At 29.0% G+C, this 16,632-nt stretch carries 17 protein-coding genes; 4 read left to right on the top strand and 13 right to left on the bottom strand.

Translation table 11 applies throughout. The features are described 5' to 3' along the window. Nucleotides 1-446: 446 nt before the first annotated feature. From perR to CD034_RS00870, 3 genes are all read right to left on the bottom strand, one after another. On the bottom strand, nt 447-896 hold the full coding sequence (perR, locus tag CD034_RS00880; protein ID WP_017175209.1) for a peroxide-responsive transcriptional repressor PerR: 450 nt from the start codon (nt 894-896) through the stop codon (nt 447-449). A gap of 95 nt (nt 897-991) precedes the next feature. Continuing rightward, on the bottom strand, nt 992-1,942 hold the full coding sequence (locus CD034_RS00875) for a phosphoglycerate dehydrogenase (RefSeq protein WP_002455140.1): 951 nt from the start codon (nt 1,940-1,942) through the stop codon (nt 992-994). A 5-nt stretch (nt 1,943-1,947) separates the two neighbouring features. After that, nucleotides 1,948-2,403: a peroxiredoxin gene (locus CD034_RS00870; RefSeq protein WP_002455139.1), complete on the bottom strand. Its 456-nt coding sequence runs from the start codon at nt 2,401-2,403 to the stop codon at nt 1,948-1,950. Between the two features lie 80 nt (nt 2,404-2,483). Here CD034_RS00870 and CD034_RS00865 point away from each other — a divergent pair, with 80 nt between their 5' ends. Continuing rightward, nucleotides 2,484-3,773 (top strand): glutamate-1-semialdehyde 2,1-aminomutase, encoded by a 1,290-nt coding sequence (locus CD034_RS00865; protein ID WP_002455138.1) that lies wholly within the window; start codon nt 2,484-2,486, stop codon nt 3,771-3,773. Between the two features lie 154 nt (nt 3,774-3,927). Then, on the top strand, nt 3,928-5,022 hold the full coding sequence (locus CD034_RS00860) for an FUSC family protein (protein WP_002448314.1): 1,095 nt from the start codon (nt 3,928-3,930) through the stop codon (nt 5,020-5,022). Between the two features lie 77 nt (nt 5,023-5,099). Here CD034_RS00860 and CD034_RS00855 read toward each other — a convergent pair whose 3' ends face one another. From CD034_RS00855 to mutY, 3 genes are all read right to left on the bottom strand, one after another. Next, nucleotides 5,100-6,836 carry an ABC transporter ATP-binding protein gene (locus CD034_RS00855; RefSeq protein WP_002488090.1) on the bottom strand — a complete coding sequence of 579 codons (1,737 nt, stop codon included), beginning with the start codon at nt 6,834-6,836 and terminating at the stop codon, nt 5,100-5,102. Between the two features lie 153 nt (nt 6,837-6,989). Then, nucleotides 6,990-7,532 carry a nucleoside tri-diphosphate phosphatase gene (gene ntdP, locus CD034_RS00850; protein WP_002450077.1) on the bottom strand — a complete coding sequence of 181 codons (543 nt, stop codon included), beginning with the start codon at nt 7,530-7,532 and terminating at the stop codon, nt 6,990-6,992. Between the two features lie 92 nt (nt 7,533-7,624). Beyond that, nucleotides 7,625-8,671, bottom strand: a complete 1,047-nt coding sequence (gene mutY, locus CD034_RS00845) for an A/G-specific adenine glycosylase (RefSeq protein ID WP_103288031.1) — start codon at nt 8,669-8,671, stop codon at nt 7,625-7,627. A 135-nt stretch (nt 8,672-8,806) separates the two neighbouring features. On the opposite strand from mutY, the gene CD034_RS00840 reads away from it, so the two are divergent. Then, the gene (locus tag CD034_RS00840; protein WP_002455135.1) at nt 8,807-9,784 is read left to right on the top strand and encodes a metal-dependent hydrolase; all 978 of its coding nucleotides are present in this window, start codon (nt 8,807-8,809) and stop codon (nt 9,782-9,784) included. A 116-nt stretch (nt 9,785-9,900) separates the two neighbouring features. Here the strand turns inward: CD034_RS00840 and CD034_RS00835 are convergent, their stop codons facing one another. The 7 genes from CD034_RS00835 to CD034_RS00805 form a co-directional block, all read right to left on the bottom strand. Further along, the gene (locus tag CD034_RS00835; RefSeq protein WP_256604979.1) at nt 9,901-10,695 is read right to left on the bottom strand and encodes a teichoic acid transporter; all 795 of its coding nucleotides are present in this window, start codon (nt 10,693-10,695) and stop codon (nt 9,901-9,903) included. Beyond that, nucleotides 10,674-12,191, bottom strand: coding sequence for an ATP-binding cassette domain-containing protein (locus tag CD034_RS00830; protein ID WP_002455133.1), 1,518 nt, complete (start codon nt 12,189-12,191; stop codon nt 10,674-10,676). Before CD034_RS00830 ends, CD034_RS00835 begins: the two co-directional genes overlap by 22 nt. Before the next feature lie 15 nt (nt 12,192-12,206). Beyond that, on the bottom strand, nt 12,207-12,521 hold the full coding sequence (locus tag CD034_RS00825; protein ID WP_002455132.1) for a YfhH family protein: 315 nt from the start codon (nt 12,519-12,521) through the stop codon (nt 12,207-12,209). Then, entirely contained in the window at nt 12,514-13,317 is an 804-nt protein-coding gene (gene recX / locus CD034_RS00820; protein WP_002455131.1) for a recombination regulator RecX, read from the bottom strand. The genes CD034_RS00825 and recX overlap by 8 nt, the downstream gene beginning before the upstream one ends. 168 nt (nt 13,318-13,485) lie before the next feature. Beyond that, nucleotides 13,486-14,298, bottom strand: a complete 813-nt coding sequence (gene sgtB, locus CD034_RS00815) for a monofunctional peptidoglycan glycosyltransferase SgtB (protein ID WP_002450042.1) — start codon at nt 14,296-14,298, stop codon at nt 13,486-13,488. 451 nt (nt 14,299-14,749) lie between these two features. Then, entirely contained in the window at nt 14,750-15,268 is a 519-nt protein-coding gene (locus CD034_RS00810) for a type 1 glutamine amidotransferase domain-containing protein (RefSeq protein ID WP_002450071.1), read from the bottom strand. A gap of 109 nt (nt 15,269-15,377) precedes the next feature. Next, the gene (locus CD034_RS00805) at nt 15,378-15,539 is read right to left on the bottom strand and encodes an SE1561 family protein (protein WP_002450046.1); all 162 of its coding nucleotides are present in this window, start codon (nt 15,537-15,539) and stop codon (nt 15,378-15,380) included. Nucleotides 15,540-15,682: 143 nt separating this feature from the next. Here CD034_RS00805 and yfkAB point away from each other — a divergent pair. Beyond that, on the top strand, nt 15,683-16,632 hold a 950-nt coding region (yfkAB, locus tag CD034_RS00800; protein ID WP_373364487.1), incomplete at its 3' end, for a radical SAM/CxCxxxxC motif protein YfkAB.

Below are 16,632 nucleotides of genomic sequence, written 5' to 3'. Positions count from 1 at the left end.
ACTTTATTGGAATTAACGTTGACATATTGTCATTCAGTTTTCAATGTTCATTTTAACAATTACATTTATTTATTATATCAAATACTAATTATTCTTGTCAAGAACTTTTTTATTTTTCTTTTCTTGAAGTTAATTAATATTTCAACAAATAATATCTTATAATAAATTGTTTTTATAATCAATGGTCAAAATTACACTTTTTTAACATTGTTTTAAACTAATTTACTTTGCGTTTTCAAACAATATCTTTTGTTTTTGACGACTTTTATATAATAGCAAGATTATTATTGAACGTCAATGGATTTTATAATATAAAATCGTTTAATATTTCACATCAAATGTATTCATTATCTTTAATGAGTATTTTTTTATTTAATATTTATCTTTTAAATTCTTTAATTACTTATAAACAAAAAAAGCAATGACATTAAAGTCATTGCCTAACTTTATTCTTTGTTTTTACATTCTTCACACAATCCATAAATTTCCATTCGATGATGTGTTACGTCAAAGTTTGTAACGTGTTGAGCTAATTGTTCAATTTCATCCAATTGAGGATAGTGGAAATCTACTATTTTACCGCATCGTTCACAAATAACATGATAATGATTATGAGTATTAAAGTCGAACCTACTTGATGCATCTCCATAAGTCAATTCTTTTACAATACCTATCTTCTTAAATACTCTTAAATTATTGTAAATTGTCGCAACACTTATATTAGGAAAATCAGGTGAAAGTGCTTGATAAATTTCATCCGCTGTAGGATGTGTATGTGAGCTAATTAAAAATCTAACAATAGCTTGTCTTTGAGGCGTGATACGAACGCCTGACTTTCTTAATGCTATTATAGCTTGTTCAAGCTCATGTTCAATTGATTCTATTTCTGCACTCATCATTTTCACCATCTTTCTACTTTATAATTATTATTATCTTATTAATAATATAACTACTTTCATACTTCATTGTCAATTATTCCATAAGTTTTATATTAATAGCCATCTTTTAAGTCTACTACGTTCTCACTTATTTCTTCTTTATTGAGAAAACGAGTTAGATTTCTTTCAAATATTTTCGTTGCTTCCTTTTTATTTTCTTTATCATTACCAGTTATATGTGCAGTAATTGTCACGTTATCTAAATCATAAAGTGGATGTTCTGATTCTAGTGGTTCATTTTCGAATACATCCAAGTAAGCATGACGTATTAATTTTTCTTTAAGTATTTCAATTAAATCGTGTTCTTCTACTATAGTTCCTCTTCCTACATTAATAAATAAAGTATCTTCCTTCATTAATTGGAAATGATGTTTGTTTAATAAATGATATGTTTCTTTGGTTTCTGGTAACGTATTAATTATTATATCCGCTTCTCCTAATAACTTGTCTAATTCATTTATCTCATATGTTTGATTAAATCCTTCTTTTTGTTTTCCTGTTTTACTTACACCTATTATTTTCAATTCGAAAGGTGTCAATAACTTTACAGTATCTTGAGCAATAGCTCCAGTACCTAAAAATAAAATTGTTTCATCCTTTAAACGTTTACCTGTCAAAGTACTATCATAAATATGCTTTTGTTGATTAATAAATGATGTTTCCATTTTTTTATGATCATTTAATATAAAAGTTAGTATATATTCTGAAAGTTGCTTTGATTGTATTCCTCTAGTATTGGTTAAAATTATTCCTTTATTCTTAATGTACTCTAATGGTAGATTGTTTACGCCTGTTGCATACCATGCAATCCACTTTAAATTCGGACAAGACTTTATAAATCTTTCATTAATCTCCCCGTCATATCCTATCAATACCTCGAGTTCTTTTTTGTCATTATCTGGAATATTATCTGCTTTATCATAAAACGAAAATGAAATATCAGGATACTTTTCTATTAATTCATTTTCTATATTACCTAAACGTTTCAAGCTTACGATTTTCATTTATCTCACTCCAGTATTTGTTTTAATTCATCTATTTGTGTTTTAACTTTTACTTTTTCAATGATATTTGTAATATATCCCGCTTCATCTATTACAAACGTTGTTCTCACTATTCCCATATTTTCTTTTCCAAAACTTTTCTTCAAACGATATATTCCTACTGCATTCGATAACTTAAATTCATCATCAACTAATAAATCAAAATTCAAATGATGCTTCTTAATAAAGTTTTCGTGTTTTTTTCTAGAATCCCCGCTAATACCATAAACTTTAACTTTCATATCATTAAAGTATTGTATATTATCTCTAAAGTCACATGCTTCTGTTGTACACGTTGGTGTGTTATCTCGTGGGTAGAAATATAATATTGTTTTTTCTCCCATAATGTTTTCATTAGTAATTAATTCTCCATTTTGATTCTCTAATTCAAATTTTGGAAAAAGATCTCCTATTTTTAACATCGTATCACTCATTTCTTCATATTATAATTATTATGTTACGATAGTAACGAATATTATTAAATAAGAAAGGTTGATACTCTATGAATTTCACTGAAAGTGAACGTCTCCAAAAGTTATCAAATGAATATATTTTAGGTGGAGTTAATTCTCCTTCACGCTCTTATAAAGCTGTTGGCGGAGGTGCTCCCGTAGTTATGCGTGAAGGTCATGGCGCTTATCTTTACGATGTCGATGGAAATAAGTACATTGATTATTTACAAGCATATGGTCCCATAATTACTGGCCATGCTCATCCTCATATTACTGAGGCTATCCAAGATCAAGCGGCTAAAGGGGTTTTATATGGTACACCTACTGAACTTGAAATTGATTTTAGTAAAAAATTACGAGCAGCTATTCCTTCATTAGAAAAAATTCGTTTTGTTAATTCTGGAACAGAAGCAGTAATGACTACAATTCGAGTTGCTAGAGCTTATACTAAAAGAAATAAAATCATTAAATTTGCGGGTTCTTATCATGGCCATTCTGATTTAGTATTAGTTGCTGCAGGAAGCGGACCTTCTCAATTAGGTTCTCCGGATTCAGCTGGTGTACCTGAAAGTGTCGCTAGAGAAGTCATTACTGTACCTTTCAATGACATTGAATCTTATAAAGAAGCCATGTCACATTGGGGAGATGAAGTAGCGGCTGTATTAGTAGAACCTATTGTAGGTAATTTTGGTATGGTAAAACCTCAACCAGGCTTTTTAGAAGAAGTTAACAACATCACTCATGAGCATGGAGCTTTAGTGATTTACGATGAAGTCATCACTGCTTTCCGCTTCCATTATGGCGCTGCACAAGATTTATTAAATGTTTATCCAGATTTAACAGCATTTGGTAAAATTGTTGGTGGTGGATTACCAATCGGTGGCTACGGCGGCCGTCAAGATATCATGGAACATGTCGCTCCATTAGGCCCAGCATACCAAGCAGGAACAATGGCAGGTAACCCACTTTCAATGAGGGCAGGTATTGCATTACTTGAAGTTTTAGAGCAAGATGGTGTATATGAAAAATTAGATGCTTTAGGTAAACGTTTAGAAGATGGTTTAAATAAACTTATTGAAAAACATCATATTACTGCGACAATTAATCGTATTTATGGATCTCTAACACTCTATTTTACAGATGAAAAAGTAACACATTACGAACAAGTAGAAAATTCTGATAGTGAAGCATTTGCAAAATTCTTTAAACTTATGCTTAACCAAGGTATTAATTTAGCACCTTCTAAATTTGAAGCATGGTTCTTAACTACGGAACACACTGAAGAAGATATTGATCAAACATTAGAAGCGGCTGACTATGCCTTCAGTCAAATGAAATAATATTTAAAATTTAACTAACCTAAGAATGTCATATCGTAAATATACATTCTTGGGTTTTTATATATGCGTATACTTGTATAGTTTTATTTGTTGAGTGTATACTAATTTAAAAATACATTAAACTATAAACTTGTTATTTAAAGGAGCGTTGTATTTGAAATTAGGCGCACGTATACTTAAAACTGGAATTGCTATCATTCTCGCCCTTTTTATCGCTTCTTTTTTACCTGATAATGTTGGTTTGAAATCTGTAGCAGGAATAAGTGCTATTTTTGCAATGCAACCTAATATATATCGTTCAATGAAAACGATATCTGAACAAGCTACAGGTAATTTAATCGGTGCTATATTAGCAGTGATTATGGTAACCATTTTTGGTAAAAACATTGTGATTATGGGTATCACAGTCATTTTATTAATCGCCATTTTATACAAATTAAATTTGGCGCATGTAGCAACATTAGCAGGTGTCACTGCGTTAATCATTATGGGGCAACATACAGGATCGTTTTATCTTGTAGCTACATTTAGATTTATTTTAGTAATGATTGGAGTTTTAAGTGCTTCACTTGTAAACCTAGTATTCTTACCTCCAAAATTCGAAACTAAAATTTATCATAATGCGGTTAATATTTCTTCCGACATATTTATATGGTTTAAACTTGTGATTAATGATACTTCTGAATATCATCAGATAAAAGAAGATGGTGAACAGTTAGAATCTCGCATTATAAAATTAGAACAAATCTATGATTATTATCACGAAGAACGTACGTTTACAAGAAAAGCTGCTTTCCAACAAAATCGTAAAAAGATATTATTTAAAGAGGTCGTTGGAACAACTCGACAAGCTTACGAAGTATTAAACCGTATGGCTAGATATCAAAATGATTTGCATAATACAAATCATCATTTATTATTTCAAATTAAATTAGAGTTAGATTCGTTAACAGCGTATCACGAACAAATTTTAAAAAGTTTATCAAAAAAGGCGCGTTATAATGTAGATGATTTTGATAATCAGATTTTAAATCCTCAAAAGAAAAATCTTATGGATGCTTTTCAATATCAATTAATTCAAAATCCATATCAAGTAGAATATTCATATTCGAATATCATGCAAATTATCGCAGCTATTGAAGAATATCGATATCATTTAGAGCATTTAGATAGACTAAGATTAAGTTTCTTTACGTATCATCGTAATGACACAGATATTGAAATTCAAGATGAAGATTTTGATTTATAAAAATTAAATATCAATACTAAAAAAGACAAACTTAACTATCAAAGTTAAGTTTGTCTTTTTTAGTATTCATTATTTAGTTATAAATCTTGAATGCTATATAGATGTTCGTATTCACCTTTTTTAGCAATCAGTTCTTTATGTGTACCAGTTTCAACGATTTGACCATGCTGCATAACAATAATTTTATCTGCATGTGTGATTGTTGATAATCTATGAGCTACAATAAGTGTAGTTCTATCTTTACTTAAAACATCTAATGCATCTTGAATAATTGCTTCACTTTCTAAATCAAGTGCGCTTGTCGCTTCATCTAAAATTAATATAGGTGGATTATTTAAGAAAATACGCGCAATAGATAAACGTTGCTTTTGACCACCAGATAATTTTACGCCACGTTCTCCAACTTCAGTATCATAGCCATTCGGTAAATTCATGATAAAGTCGTGCGCATTTGCCATTTTAGCTGCTTCGATTATTTCTTCTTCAGTAGCATCAGGACGTCCTAATAAAATATTCTCTCTTACTGTATCAGAAAATAAAATATTGTCTTGTTGAACAAGTCCAATTTGATTTCTCAAGCTTCCTGTTAAATAATCTTTAATATTACGACTATCGATCAAAATTTCACCTTCACTTACATCATAGAAACGTGGAATAAGATTAATAAGCGTAGATTTTCCTCCCCCGCTCATACCAACGAATGCTACTGTTTCACCTTTATTTATATTTAAATTTATATTTTTTAAAACTAAAGATTCATCTTCATTATATTTAAAGCTTACATTTTTTAATTCAATATGTCCTTCTTTTATTTCAATAGGTTGTGCACCTTTTTTATTTTTAATGTCATAGTCTTCATCTATTAATTGAAAAATACGATCCATAGAGGCGAAACTTTGCGTTAAAGTTGTGAATGAAGAAACTAAACGTCTTAATGGTCCGAATAATTGTTCTAAATATCCTACAAAAGCTGCTAAGGTACCTACTGTAATTGAACCAGTAATTGCTAAATATGACCCTACTCCAATAACAATGATAGGACCTAAATCTGTGACTGTATTAATAGCTGCAAATGAATAGGCATTCCATGAAGTATGTTGAAACGCTCTACTTAAAAAGTTTTTATTTTTTTTATCAAAGTTTTTCGCTTCATTATCTTCAATTGCAAAGCTTTTTATTACAGACATACCTTGAACACGTTCATGTAAAAATCCTTGTACTTCCGCTAATGCTTGTGAACGTTTACGTGTTAATTTTCTTAAACGTCCAAAGAAAAAATATACTGTAAAGACATAAAAAGGAAAAATAATAATTGCTGCAAGTGTTAATTTAATATCTAAGAAGAACATAATAGAAAGCGCAATAATAATCGTTACACAGTCTAACCAAATATTCATTAACCCAGTTAAAATAAAGTCTTTCGTTTGTTCTACGTCATTAATTACTCTCGATATAACTTGTCCCACTTGATTATTTGCATAAAATCGGGCACTTAAGGCTTGTAAATGGTCATACAATTGCTTACGAATATCATATAAAATTTTATTACTCGTCCATTGTGCTAAATATTGTCGAAGGTATTCAATTGGCGGGCGCACAATTAAAAATATAAATAGAGTAATACCTATCGCTATAGCAAGATGATGGAATTTTTCATTGGTGGTTAATGTACCATTATTGATTACACCATCAATCGCATATTTAATTAATAATGGGATTAACATTGGAATACCAAATTTTATAATCCCAATAATAATCGTTGCGAAAATACGATATTTATATGGTTTGACAAATTCTAAATATCGTCGAATCACACTGACTCCTCCTTAATTTTATTATCAAAAATTAATAGAGGTTGAACCCTCTATTCATAAACTCATTTATTTAAGAATAGGCAAGTAGTTTCAACCTCTTATTTATTACTCAATTACTATAAACTAATTAATTACTATTTGCCTCAATTATGCTTAGTAATTACGAATTTTTTTATATCTTTGTTTCCATACTTTTATAAAGTCAGGAGCAAAAGGACCTTTTTTCTGTTCTATCCATTGTTGTAAAATGTCTACATTTCTTCTTAGTATTACGTCTATTTCATGAGGATAATTCATTTGTTTCATATGTTGTTCATATTCATCCTCATCTAACAAATGATATTTACCATTTGGATAAACTTTAATATCTAAATCATAATCAATATATTTTAAAGCTTCTTCATCACATACAAAAGGCGAAGATAAATTACAATAATAGTAAATACCATCTTCTCTAAACATGCAAATTACATTAAACCAATACTCAGCATGAAAGTACACGATTGCAGGCTCTCTAGTAATCCATGTACGTCCATCACTTTCAGTTACTAAGGTATGATCATTTCCACCAATGATGACGTGATCTGTTCCTTTTAAAATCGTTGTTTCAGACCATACTCTATGAATATTTCCATCATGTTTATAGCTTTGGATTTTTATATTTTCGCCTTCTTTAGGTATGGATTCTTTGACCATACTCCACACCACCTTTTAAAGTTTTTACAATTCGAATTATACCATATTTTTTTAAACTTCTTTAAAGAGATATAGAGAGATATTATATTATTCTATTTACCAACAATAAACTCATAAATTTTACTCATTGATACTGGGAAAGAATAATCATCTCGATTTTCTAAATCAAACCATTCCATAAAGTCTGGTAATTGTGCTGAGTCAATATTTATATCTTCAATCACACTATAAACATTTAAATTCCAAGTTTTATGTGTAAACTGATGCTTTAATTGAAATATTATGTTCTCAGATAAAGTTAATGAATGGTTTAACTTATTTTCTAGTTTTTGAATCCCATTTGGACTTTCAAACATTGGAAATTGCCACATACCATTAAGTAGCTTTTCTTGACGTTTTTCAATCAGATATTGACCTTTCTGATTTCTGACTAAAAAAACCTCCTGATTAATTATTTTCTTAGCTTGTTTTTTAGTTTTGATAGGTAAATCTAACGTAGTTCCTTTTCGAAACGCTTCACAATTTTCCTGTACTGGACAAAATAGGCATAACGGATTCTTAGGTGTACATATTGTTGCACCTAATTCCATCATTGATTGATTAAATGTACCCGCTTCTTCTTGTACAAAAGGTTCAAGCTCTTTTTCAAATGATTTTCTAGTAGATTGTAATTTGATATCACGATGGTCATTATTAAGTCGAGTCCATACTCTAAAGACATTTCCATCTACAGTAGCTAAAGGGCGATTAAAAGCAATACTCATTACAGCTGCTTGAGTATATGGTCCTACTCCTTTTAATTCACCAAAAACTTTAGGGGATGATGGTACTTCCGCATTATAATTATGGTGTACTTCTTTAATTGCTATATGAAAATTGCGGGCACGGCTATAATATCCAAGACCTTCCCAATACTTTAATACTTCAGCTTCTTTTGCTTCACTTAACGCTTCAATTGTAGGAAATCGATGAATAAATTTATTGTAATAATCAATGACCGTTTTAACTTGTGTTTGTTGAAGCATAACTTCACTTAGCCATATATAATATGGATTAGTCGTTTCCCTCCAAGGCATTTCTCGTTGATTTTTCTCAAACCATGTCACAATATTATTTTTAAATGTCGTTTCATTTAACATTAAATTATCCTTTCTCTTACATAAAAAAATGTATAAGTTATAATACTTTCTAATATTTGATAAGTATCTTAATTTTGTTATTCTAATTTTTAGATTATAATATATATTAAATCAAGATGAAAAGAGTGAACTTTTATGGATACAGCCACTCATATTGCTATCGGCATTGGACTAACTGCTTTAGCTACACAAGACCCAGCAATGTCACATTCTATGACAGCTACTGCAACAACTTTAATTGCGGGTTCTTTAATACCTGATGGCGATACGGTTTTAAAATTAAAAAATAATGCAACTTATATTTCACATCATCGTGGTATTACGCATTCCATACCCTTTACGATTTTATGGCCAATATTACTTGCTTTTATAATATATGTTATCTTTCCACATGTAGATGTGACTCATATATGGATGTGGGCTCAGTTAGCGGTCTTTTTACATGTTTTTGTAGATATCTTTAATTCATATGGTACACAAGCACTTAGACCTATATCAAATAAGTGGATACAACTCGGTGTAATCAATACATTCGATCCAATTATTTTTTTAATATTATGTATAGGAATCACGCTATGGTTATTAGGCGTTCATCCATATCTAGTGTTCTTTCCAATTATTGGCGTTTTAATTATTTATTATATCGTTAGATTTAAAATGCAATCAATAATCAAATCTCAAGCGTTGAAACACATTCATGATGAACATCATCCTGTGAAAATTTTTGTTGCACCTACTATGAAATTTATGAAATGGCGTGTAGCGATTCAAACTGAAAACTATGATTATGTAGGTAGAGCTTATGGTCGTAATATAACGTTTAGTGATAAAGTAAAACGTCAACAATTTTCACCCGATACACTTTTATGGCAAATAAAAAGTAATCCTGAAATAAGAACGTTTTTAAAATTCTCTTCTATCTATCGTTGGCAAATACGTAAACTTGATGATCACACAACTGAGATACGATTGATAGATTTACGTTATCTAAATAAAGGACATTATTCTTTTGCAGCAATTGCACATCTTACTCAAGATCAAAAAATTGACCATTCCTATATCGGATGGGTATTTACAGAAGAAAAACTTCAAAAAAAATTGTACTCTCATTAATCTATTAACTTTAACTATAATTTAAACAACCCCTAGATGACTTATTGACAGTCATTTAGGGGTTATTATTATAACATCATTAAAATATATGTTATTTATAGCGATTCACTCATATATTAAATATATTCATATTTCTTGTGGGCAACAAGTCGAGTTAAAATAAAATTGATAACTCCAATTAATACTAAAAAAGCAATAAAATAAATATGATACACAATATTGTACATATTTACAGATCCAAAAACAATTGAAGTTGATAATCCGTCAATCAAATAATATAATGGATTAATTTTTAATATTTGATCAATCATATTTGCCTTATTATTAGGTATAAAAATGATAGGTACTAAAAAGAATAACATCATTATTGCTATCACATAAAATTTAAATACTTTTTTACTTATTAAAGTCAATAAACCTAATGTTATTGATATAAAAACAATAAATATAATCGACATTAGTATGAAATAAACAAAAGATATCACCGATGTTTCAAGGTTTACTGGCTTAAAGATTGACGTAACCAATGATAAAACACAGATGATTATAGCCCCTATCAGTGCATTAAGGATGGGCGTAATAATAGGTGTGAGTTGAAATGATTTAGCAATAAGATAATCATAATTATATAATTTGAATGATTTATATATAATATAAGCAATGGTTACAAAAGTATAGAACGCAATCATTCGATATATCCATTGGGCCTTTTCAATTTCTTCGGTATTAAATAAATACATCACTCCAATTATGATACTAATGATAATTAATTGTATTAAAAATAAAATCACATCATATTTCCAAGTCTCTTTTACTTTTGCTTTAGCTAAATGTAAAAGAGATGGAAAATGTTTAAAATATAATATTAACGTATCTATCATGTTTACACCTACAATTCGATATAAATCCATTTACTATTTTTCATATCTGCAATTAAATATCCATTACTTAATTTTGAAATCCATACATTACCTTTAATATTAAATTTACGCTCTAATTTTGATTTATCTACTATAGGAAATACAAAACCAGTTAACTTATCCTCATCATTAAATAACATTTTAATAGGTTGTTGTGTAATAGGCACCACAAATCGTTGATCTTTTTCAGGAACAAGTGTCTTTTTCACTTGGTTATGTGGTTTATGTAATTGAGTATTAAAATAATCAACATACTTACTGTAGTTTGACTTCATATAAGGCGCTAAAGTACTAAATTTATGCGTTTCATATAATGCAGCAGGATTAAAATAATAAATTTTGTTCTTACCTACTTCATATGTATCATCATCGACAATTAAGCGATATTTTGAAGCACTTTCTCCAGTAATCGTCACAAAAGAATATTTTGGCATTTCAATATCTTGATGATTTGATAATGTCACTTCATCATGTAAAACAATTCCATAAGAAAGTTTATTTTCAAAAGGATCCGTGTCTTGATTTTGAACTTTCTTCTGAGATTCGTTGATAGGAATTTCAATTTTTCCTATATTATTCACTACTAGTGTGCCAAGTAACACTAAGACGATTAACGTTGAAACTAAAAGCGTCCAAAATTTAACTATAAAATCCGGAACTTTAACATGTTTGTATCGTTCGACTCTTTTAAAGTTATAACTCATTTCCGGCAATCTACTTCTACTTTTCTTCCAATCTAAATCAAAATTCTTAAGTGTTTCTTCATCGTCGATACTTAATCTATCTCTTTCATGATCATTAAATACCGGTAAAACGTCATTTAAATACCCTTCCATACGCACTTGTCCGTGAGAAATCCATGTAACATAGTTACTCACTTGAGATATTTTAGAAATATCATCGTCTACAAATATAATTGATAAGTCATTAGACACATAGTCTTTTGAAAGTTGTTTCGCCTTATTTAAAAACGCTTCATCAAGATATTCAAGAATATGACTTAAAATAATAATTTCTGTTTTACAAACTCTTGCAACACTTAAAATCAATTGCGCATACTCAGAGTGACTAAGTTTATTCACTTGAATCGAAGATTTATCATCTAAATGCGCATATTTAATAATTTGATCGACAATATGTGAAGACGTCTCGTAATTAAATAAGCATTGTGTTTCTTCAATATAACTTTTAACAGACATATTTAATAAATGTTTGTTTTTTATATCTCCATAATAAATACTTGCTGATTGTACAACTTTCCCTCTATCAGGTGCAATATCTTGGGCCATAATTCTTCCAATCAATGTTTTGGATGAACCAGGTTCTCCTATAAGTGCAAGGGCTTCTCCTTGATAAATGTGTAAAGATATTTTATTTAATTCTATGTCTTCCGCGCCATATCCAAACGGCAGATACCACTTTCTATTCTTTTGGTTTCTATAGTATTGTGTAACATTTAATAATTTTAAAACGATTGAACTTCCCATTTGTGTTACATCCTTCTAAATTTTTAATAATGCAATGGGTAAACCCTCTTCAGGATTCGTACTATTTATTCTATAACCCCAAGCAAAAACCCCTTTTAAACGTTCAACTTTAAAGTATTGTTCACTACCATCATTTAATTTATACATTCTGCCAATGTTAATTTTAGAACGATCGACTAAATAACTCTCAGCTACAATGACTTTACTTTCATAAACATCATATTCATTCATTATGCCATTCATTTCAGCTTTACGCATTTTTTCTTTACATAATTGTATTTCATGTCTCAATTCCTGTTCAGACATTTCACTTAATCTTTTGTCACTCATCTAAAATACCACTTTCTGCTAATTTAATTTTTATTTTATCATAATTATATCCTTTTCTCATAAGTGCTTCTATTGTTTTCATTTTTAATGTATTACCGTCATGTTTACGACGTTGTTTATTATAAACTTTTTCTAAATCCTTTTGTAATAAGTCATCTAGCACTTCTTCGTCTTGAGCAAAGTCTAACTCATTAAGTACATTTTGTGCAGTTTCTATTGTATATCCTTTTTGGATTAAGCTATGCATTACTTTTTGCTTTACTTTAACAACAGGACCTTTTTTAGTTTTCATTATTTTTTTAGCAACATGAATGATAGATTCTATAGGTTGCTCTTCTTCATATCGTTTAATATATCTATCTATAATATTAGGTTCTACTCCAACTTGGTATAGTTTTTGTTTAAATACTTCAGGTCCTTTATCTGTTGTGTTGATCATTGTATTTTTTAAACTTTCAGCGTAATCTTCATGATTAATATATTGCTCTTTATAACAATATTCAATCACTTTTTGTACTGTCATTTCATTAATATCATTCTTTTTCAAATAATCACTAACTTCTTTTTCAGTTCGTTTTTTATATGATAAATATTGTATTGCCATATTAATCCCTAGACGATAGTGTTCGTATTTTTGAATTTTTTCCATTTCTGCAGCATCTATCATTTGGTTCTTTTTCAAATTGAATTTAACGAGTGTATCTATATCAATTCCCATTTCAAATGCTTCATCAAGAAAGAGATTAAATCGTTCTTTATTATTTTTTTGAACTTCTATTTTAGTAATTTTCGGCATCATTATTCTCCTCATACTAATTAAAAATTGTATTTTAATAATATATTTATTTTATAACAGAAAATCTAACATATATAGTATTTGATATTAAAAAAGAGCGAAATGGAAGTTTATTTATTCTCATTCTCACTCTTAGTTTATATTCAATTAAATTGTTATATTACTATATTAATAATTATTAAGTTGCGATAAGGCTTCTTGATATTGACTGTCAGAAATATAATTCTGTTGTCGCATTTTTTCTAAATTCACTTTAATTCGATTCTTGAAATTATTTGATACGTTATTAATATCATATACACTTGGGGCATTAACTTTACTTGCTAGCATTGCACTTTGTAATACAGTAATAATCGGATAATAACTATTATTTTGATTTGTAGTTGCACCAAAATAATAATTTGCTGCACTTTCAATATCATATTGATTATTACCATAGTAAATATTATTCAAATAAAAACTTAATATCTGATTTTTACTATATTGCTGTTCAACTTTATGCGCGACAAATAATTCTTTTAGTTTACGTGTAAATGAACGTTCATTATTGTAATAATAATTTTTTACAGTTTGTTGAGTAATGGTGCTCCCACCTTGTACATCATGTTCACCAATCGTTGAAAATAATGCACGTGTTGTCCCTTTTATATCGAATCCATGATGTTTAGAAAAACGTTCATCTTCCATAGATATAAATGCGCCCTTAACATAATTCGGCATATTGTCTGATGATACAAAATTACTCTTATTTTCAATCGTTTGTAAATCATCGACATTCGCTCTAGATGATAAAAAATACATTAATCCAGTAAACAAAGCAAATATAATAATAAATATAATAAGCATTCTTAGAAAGAGCCGTTTACTTTTCTTCTTTTTCGGTGGTGAACCCACAGGTTGATAATAGGTATTATAATGAGGCTCATTTTGATCATAAGTTGTTTTCTCTTTTGGATAGTTATCTCTTTGTCTTCTTTTCATGGGTTTGCTCCTTTACTTAAAGGTCACTCTATAATTGAGAGTTTAACAGTAAGTGTTATTTTTATCTATATATACAATCAAAAATCAGTCTCAAGGTGTATCATTGATTTTTATATCGCTGAAATTTCCAAGTTACTTTAAAGAAGATAGAGAGGAATTATTTAAATTTGGATAAGAGGATTTAAAAAACGATATTAAGTTCATCAATATATACATGCTTAAAAGTAACATTTAAAACATATTTTCTCCATTTCTAGAAAACAAGAAAAACAAATCAATCAGATGCTTATGAATTGACACGACTTGTAATGATACATTCTCAGTTTCATTGGAGTCTATCCAAAATACAGTTATATTGTAATTCAATCATCGACTATCAACACATTAAAAATGCCTGAGACAATTATATATGTCTCAGGCTCAAATATAACTTTCAAAAAGTTATTTTAAATTAATCATTTAATTTTTTAACGATTTCTCTATTGAAATCATCTAAATCATCAGGTACACGACTTGTTACAATATTATTATCAACTACTACTGATTCATCAACAACATTGGCACCTGCATTTGATAAATCTTTACGAACATTTAATACTGCAGTTAAAGTGCGACCATTTAAATCATCAGTATCAATTAGAACTTGAGGTCCGTGACAAATAGCAAATGTTGGAACATCATTTTTAGTAAAGTATTTTGCAAATGTTCCATAACGTCCTTCTGCATCTCCACGTAAATTATCTGGAGAGAAACCACCAGGAATTAATAATGCATCATAATTTTCTGGTTTAGCATCAGCAATACTTACATTTACTGTAACTTTTTCGCCATGTTTCCCAACAACTTCAGCGTTCGCAGTATCTCCAATAACTTCAGTTTCAAATCCTGCTTCTTCTAATGCTTCTTTAGGACTTGTTAATTCTATATCTTCAAATTCATCAGCTAAAATAATTGCTACTTTTTTAGTCATAACCAAAATCACCTTTTCTTTCGTTTTATTATATTTAATATATAGACAAATTTAAGATGGTTTAAACATAAATATTAAATTTAGTTAAAAACTTTTTCATACTCCACAATTACTTAGAAACTAACTTAACTTTTTCTTCTAATTGATCTAATAATCCAATCCATTCATCAATATCTTTTACACTTACTTCATCAGGATTAACGTGGTCAATATCTTCTAAAAATTTAGACAATCTTGTTTTAATTTGTTCAATAGTTTGTTTTTCATCCATCGGAATTTAACTCCTTATATATAATATTTTTAGCTTTTATTCATAACTATCCTAACAAAATTTGACAAAAAGAGATATAATTCTAATAATATTTATTGTAATTTTATAAAGAAGAATGTTTTAAAAGTTTAGGAGTTTTTATAATGACAACATCAAAAATTAAACAAGCAATCTCAATTTATAATGATCCGTGGGAAGCTTATAATGATATTAAACAATTCGATCAACTCACTTTGAGTAATGTAGAATTTACCACAACAAATTTATGTAATATGAGATGTAGTCACTGTGCAGTTGGTTATACATTACAAACAAAAGATCCTGATCCATTACCTATGAATCTTATTTATCAACGTTTAGATGAAATTCCCAATTTACGTACTATGTCGATTACAGGTGGAGAACCTATGTTTTCAAAGAAATCTATAAATAATGTTGTTAAACCATTATTGAAATATGCGCATCAAAGAGGCATATATGTGCAAATGAATTCTAATTTAACGTTACCTCAAGATCGATATCTAGAAATTGCTGAATATATTGATGTCATGCACATTTCTCATAATTGGGGTACCATCCAAGAATTTGCAGAGGTGGGCTTTGGCGCAATGAAAAAACAACCTCCTTTAAAAGCAAAGTTAAAATTATATGAACAAATGCTAGATAATGCTAGTACATTATCTGACCAAGGGATGTTTGTTTCAGCAGAAACAATGTTAAATCAAAATACCCTACCACATTTAGAAAACATACATAAAGAAATTGTTAATGATATGAAGTGTAGTCGTCATGAAGTTCATCCTATGTATCCAGCAGATTTTGCAAGTCAACTTAATGTATTATCATTAAAAGACATGAAGCAAGCTATTCATCATTTATTAGACATTCGTGATAAAAATACTTGGATGTTATTTGGTACTCTCCCAATCTATCCTTGCATAAACGATGAAAATGACCAAGTTTTACTTGAACGATTAAGAAATGAAAAAAATGTTACTGTTCGAAATGACCCAGATGGCCGTAGTCGCTTAAATGTAAATGTATTTAGTGGGGACGTTATTGTAACAGATTTTGGTGATGAAAACGGAACAAT

Source organism: Staphylococcus hominis subsp. hominis, assembly GCF_002901845.1.
GTDB lineage: Bacteria > Bacillota > Bacilli > Staphylococcales > Staphylococcaceae > Staphylococcus > Staphylococcus hominis.
The sequence above is the reverse complement of the archived record's forward strand: the minus strand, read 5'-3'. Positions and strand labels throughout refer to the sequence as shown.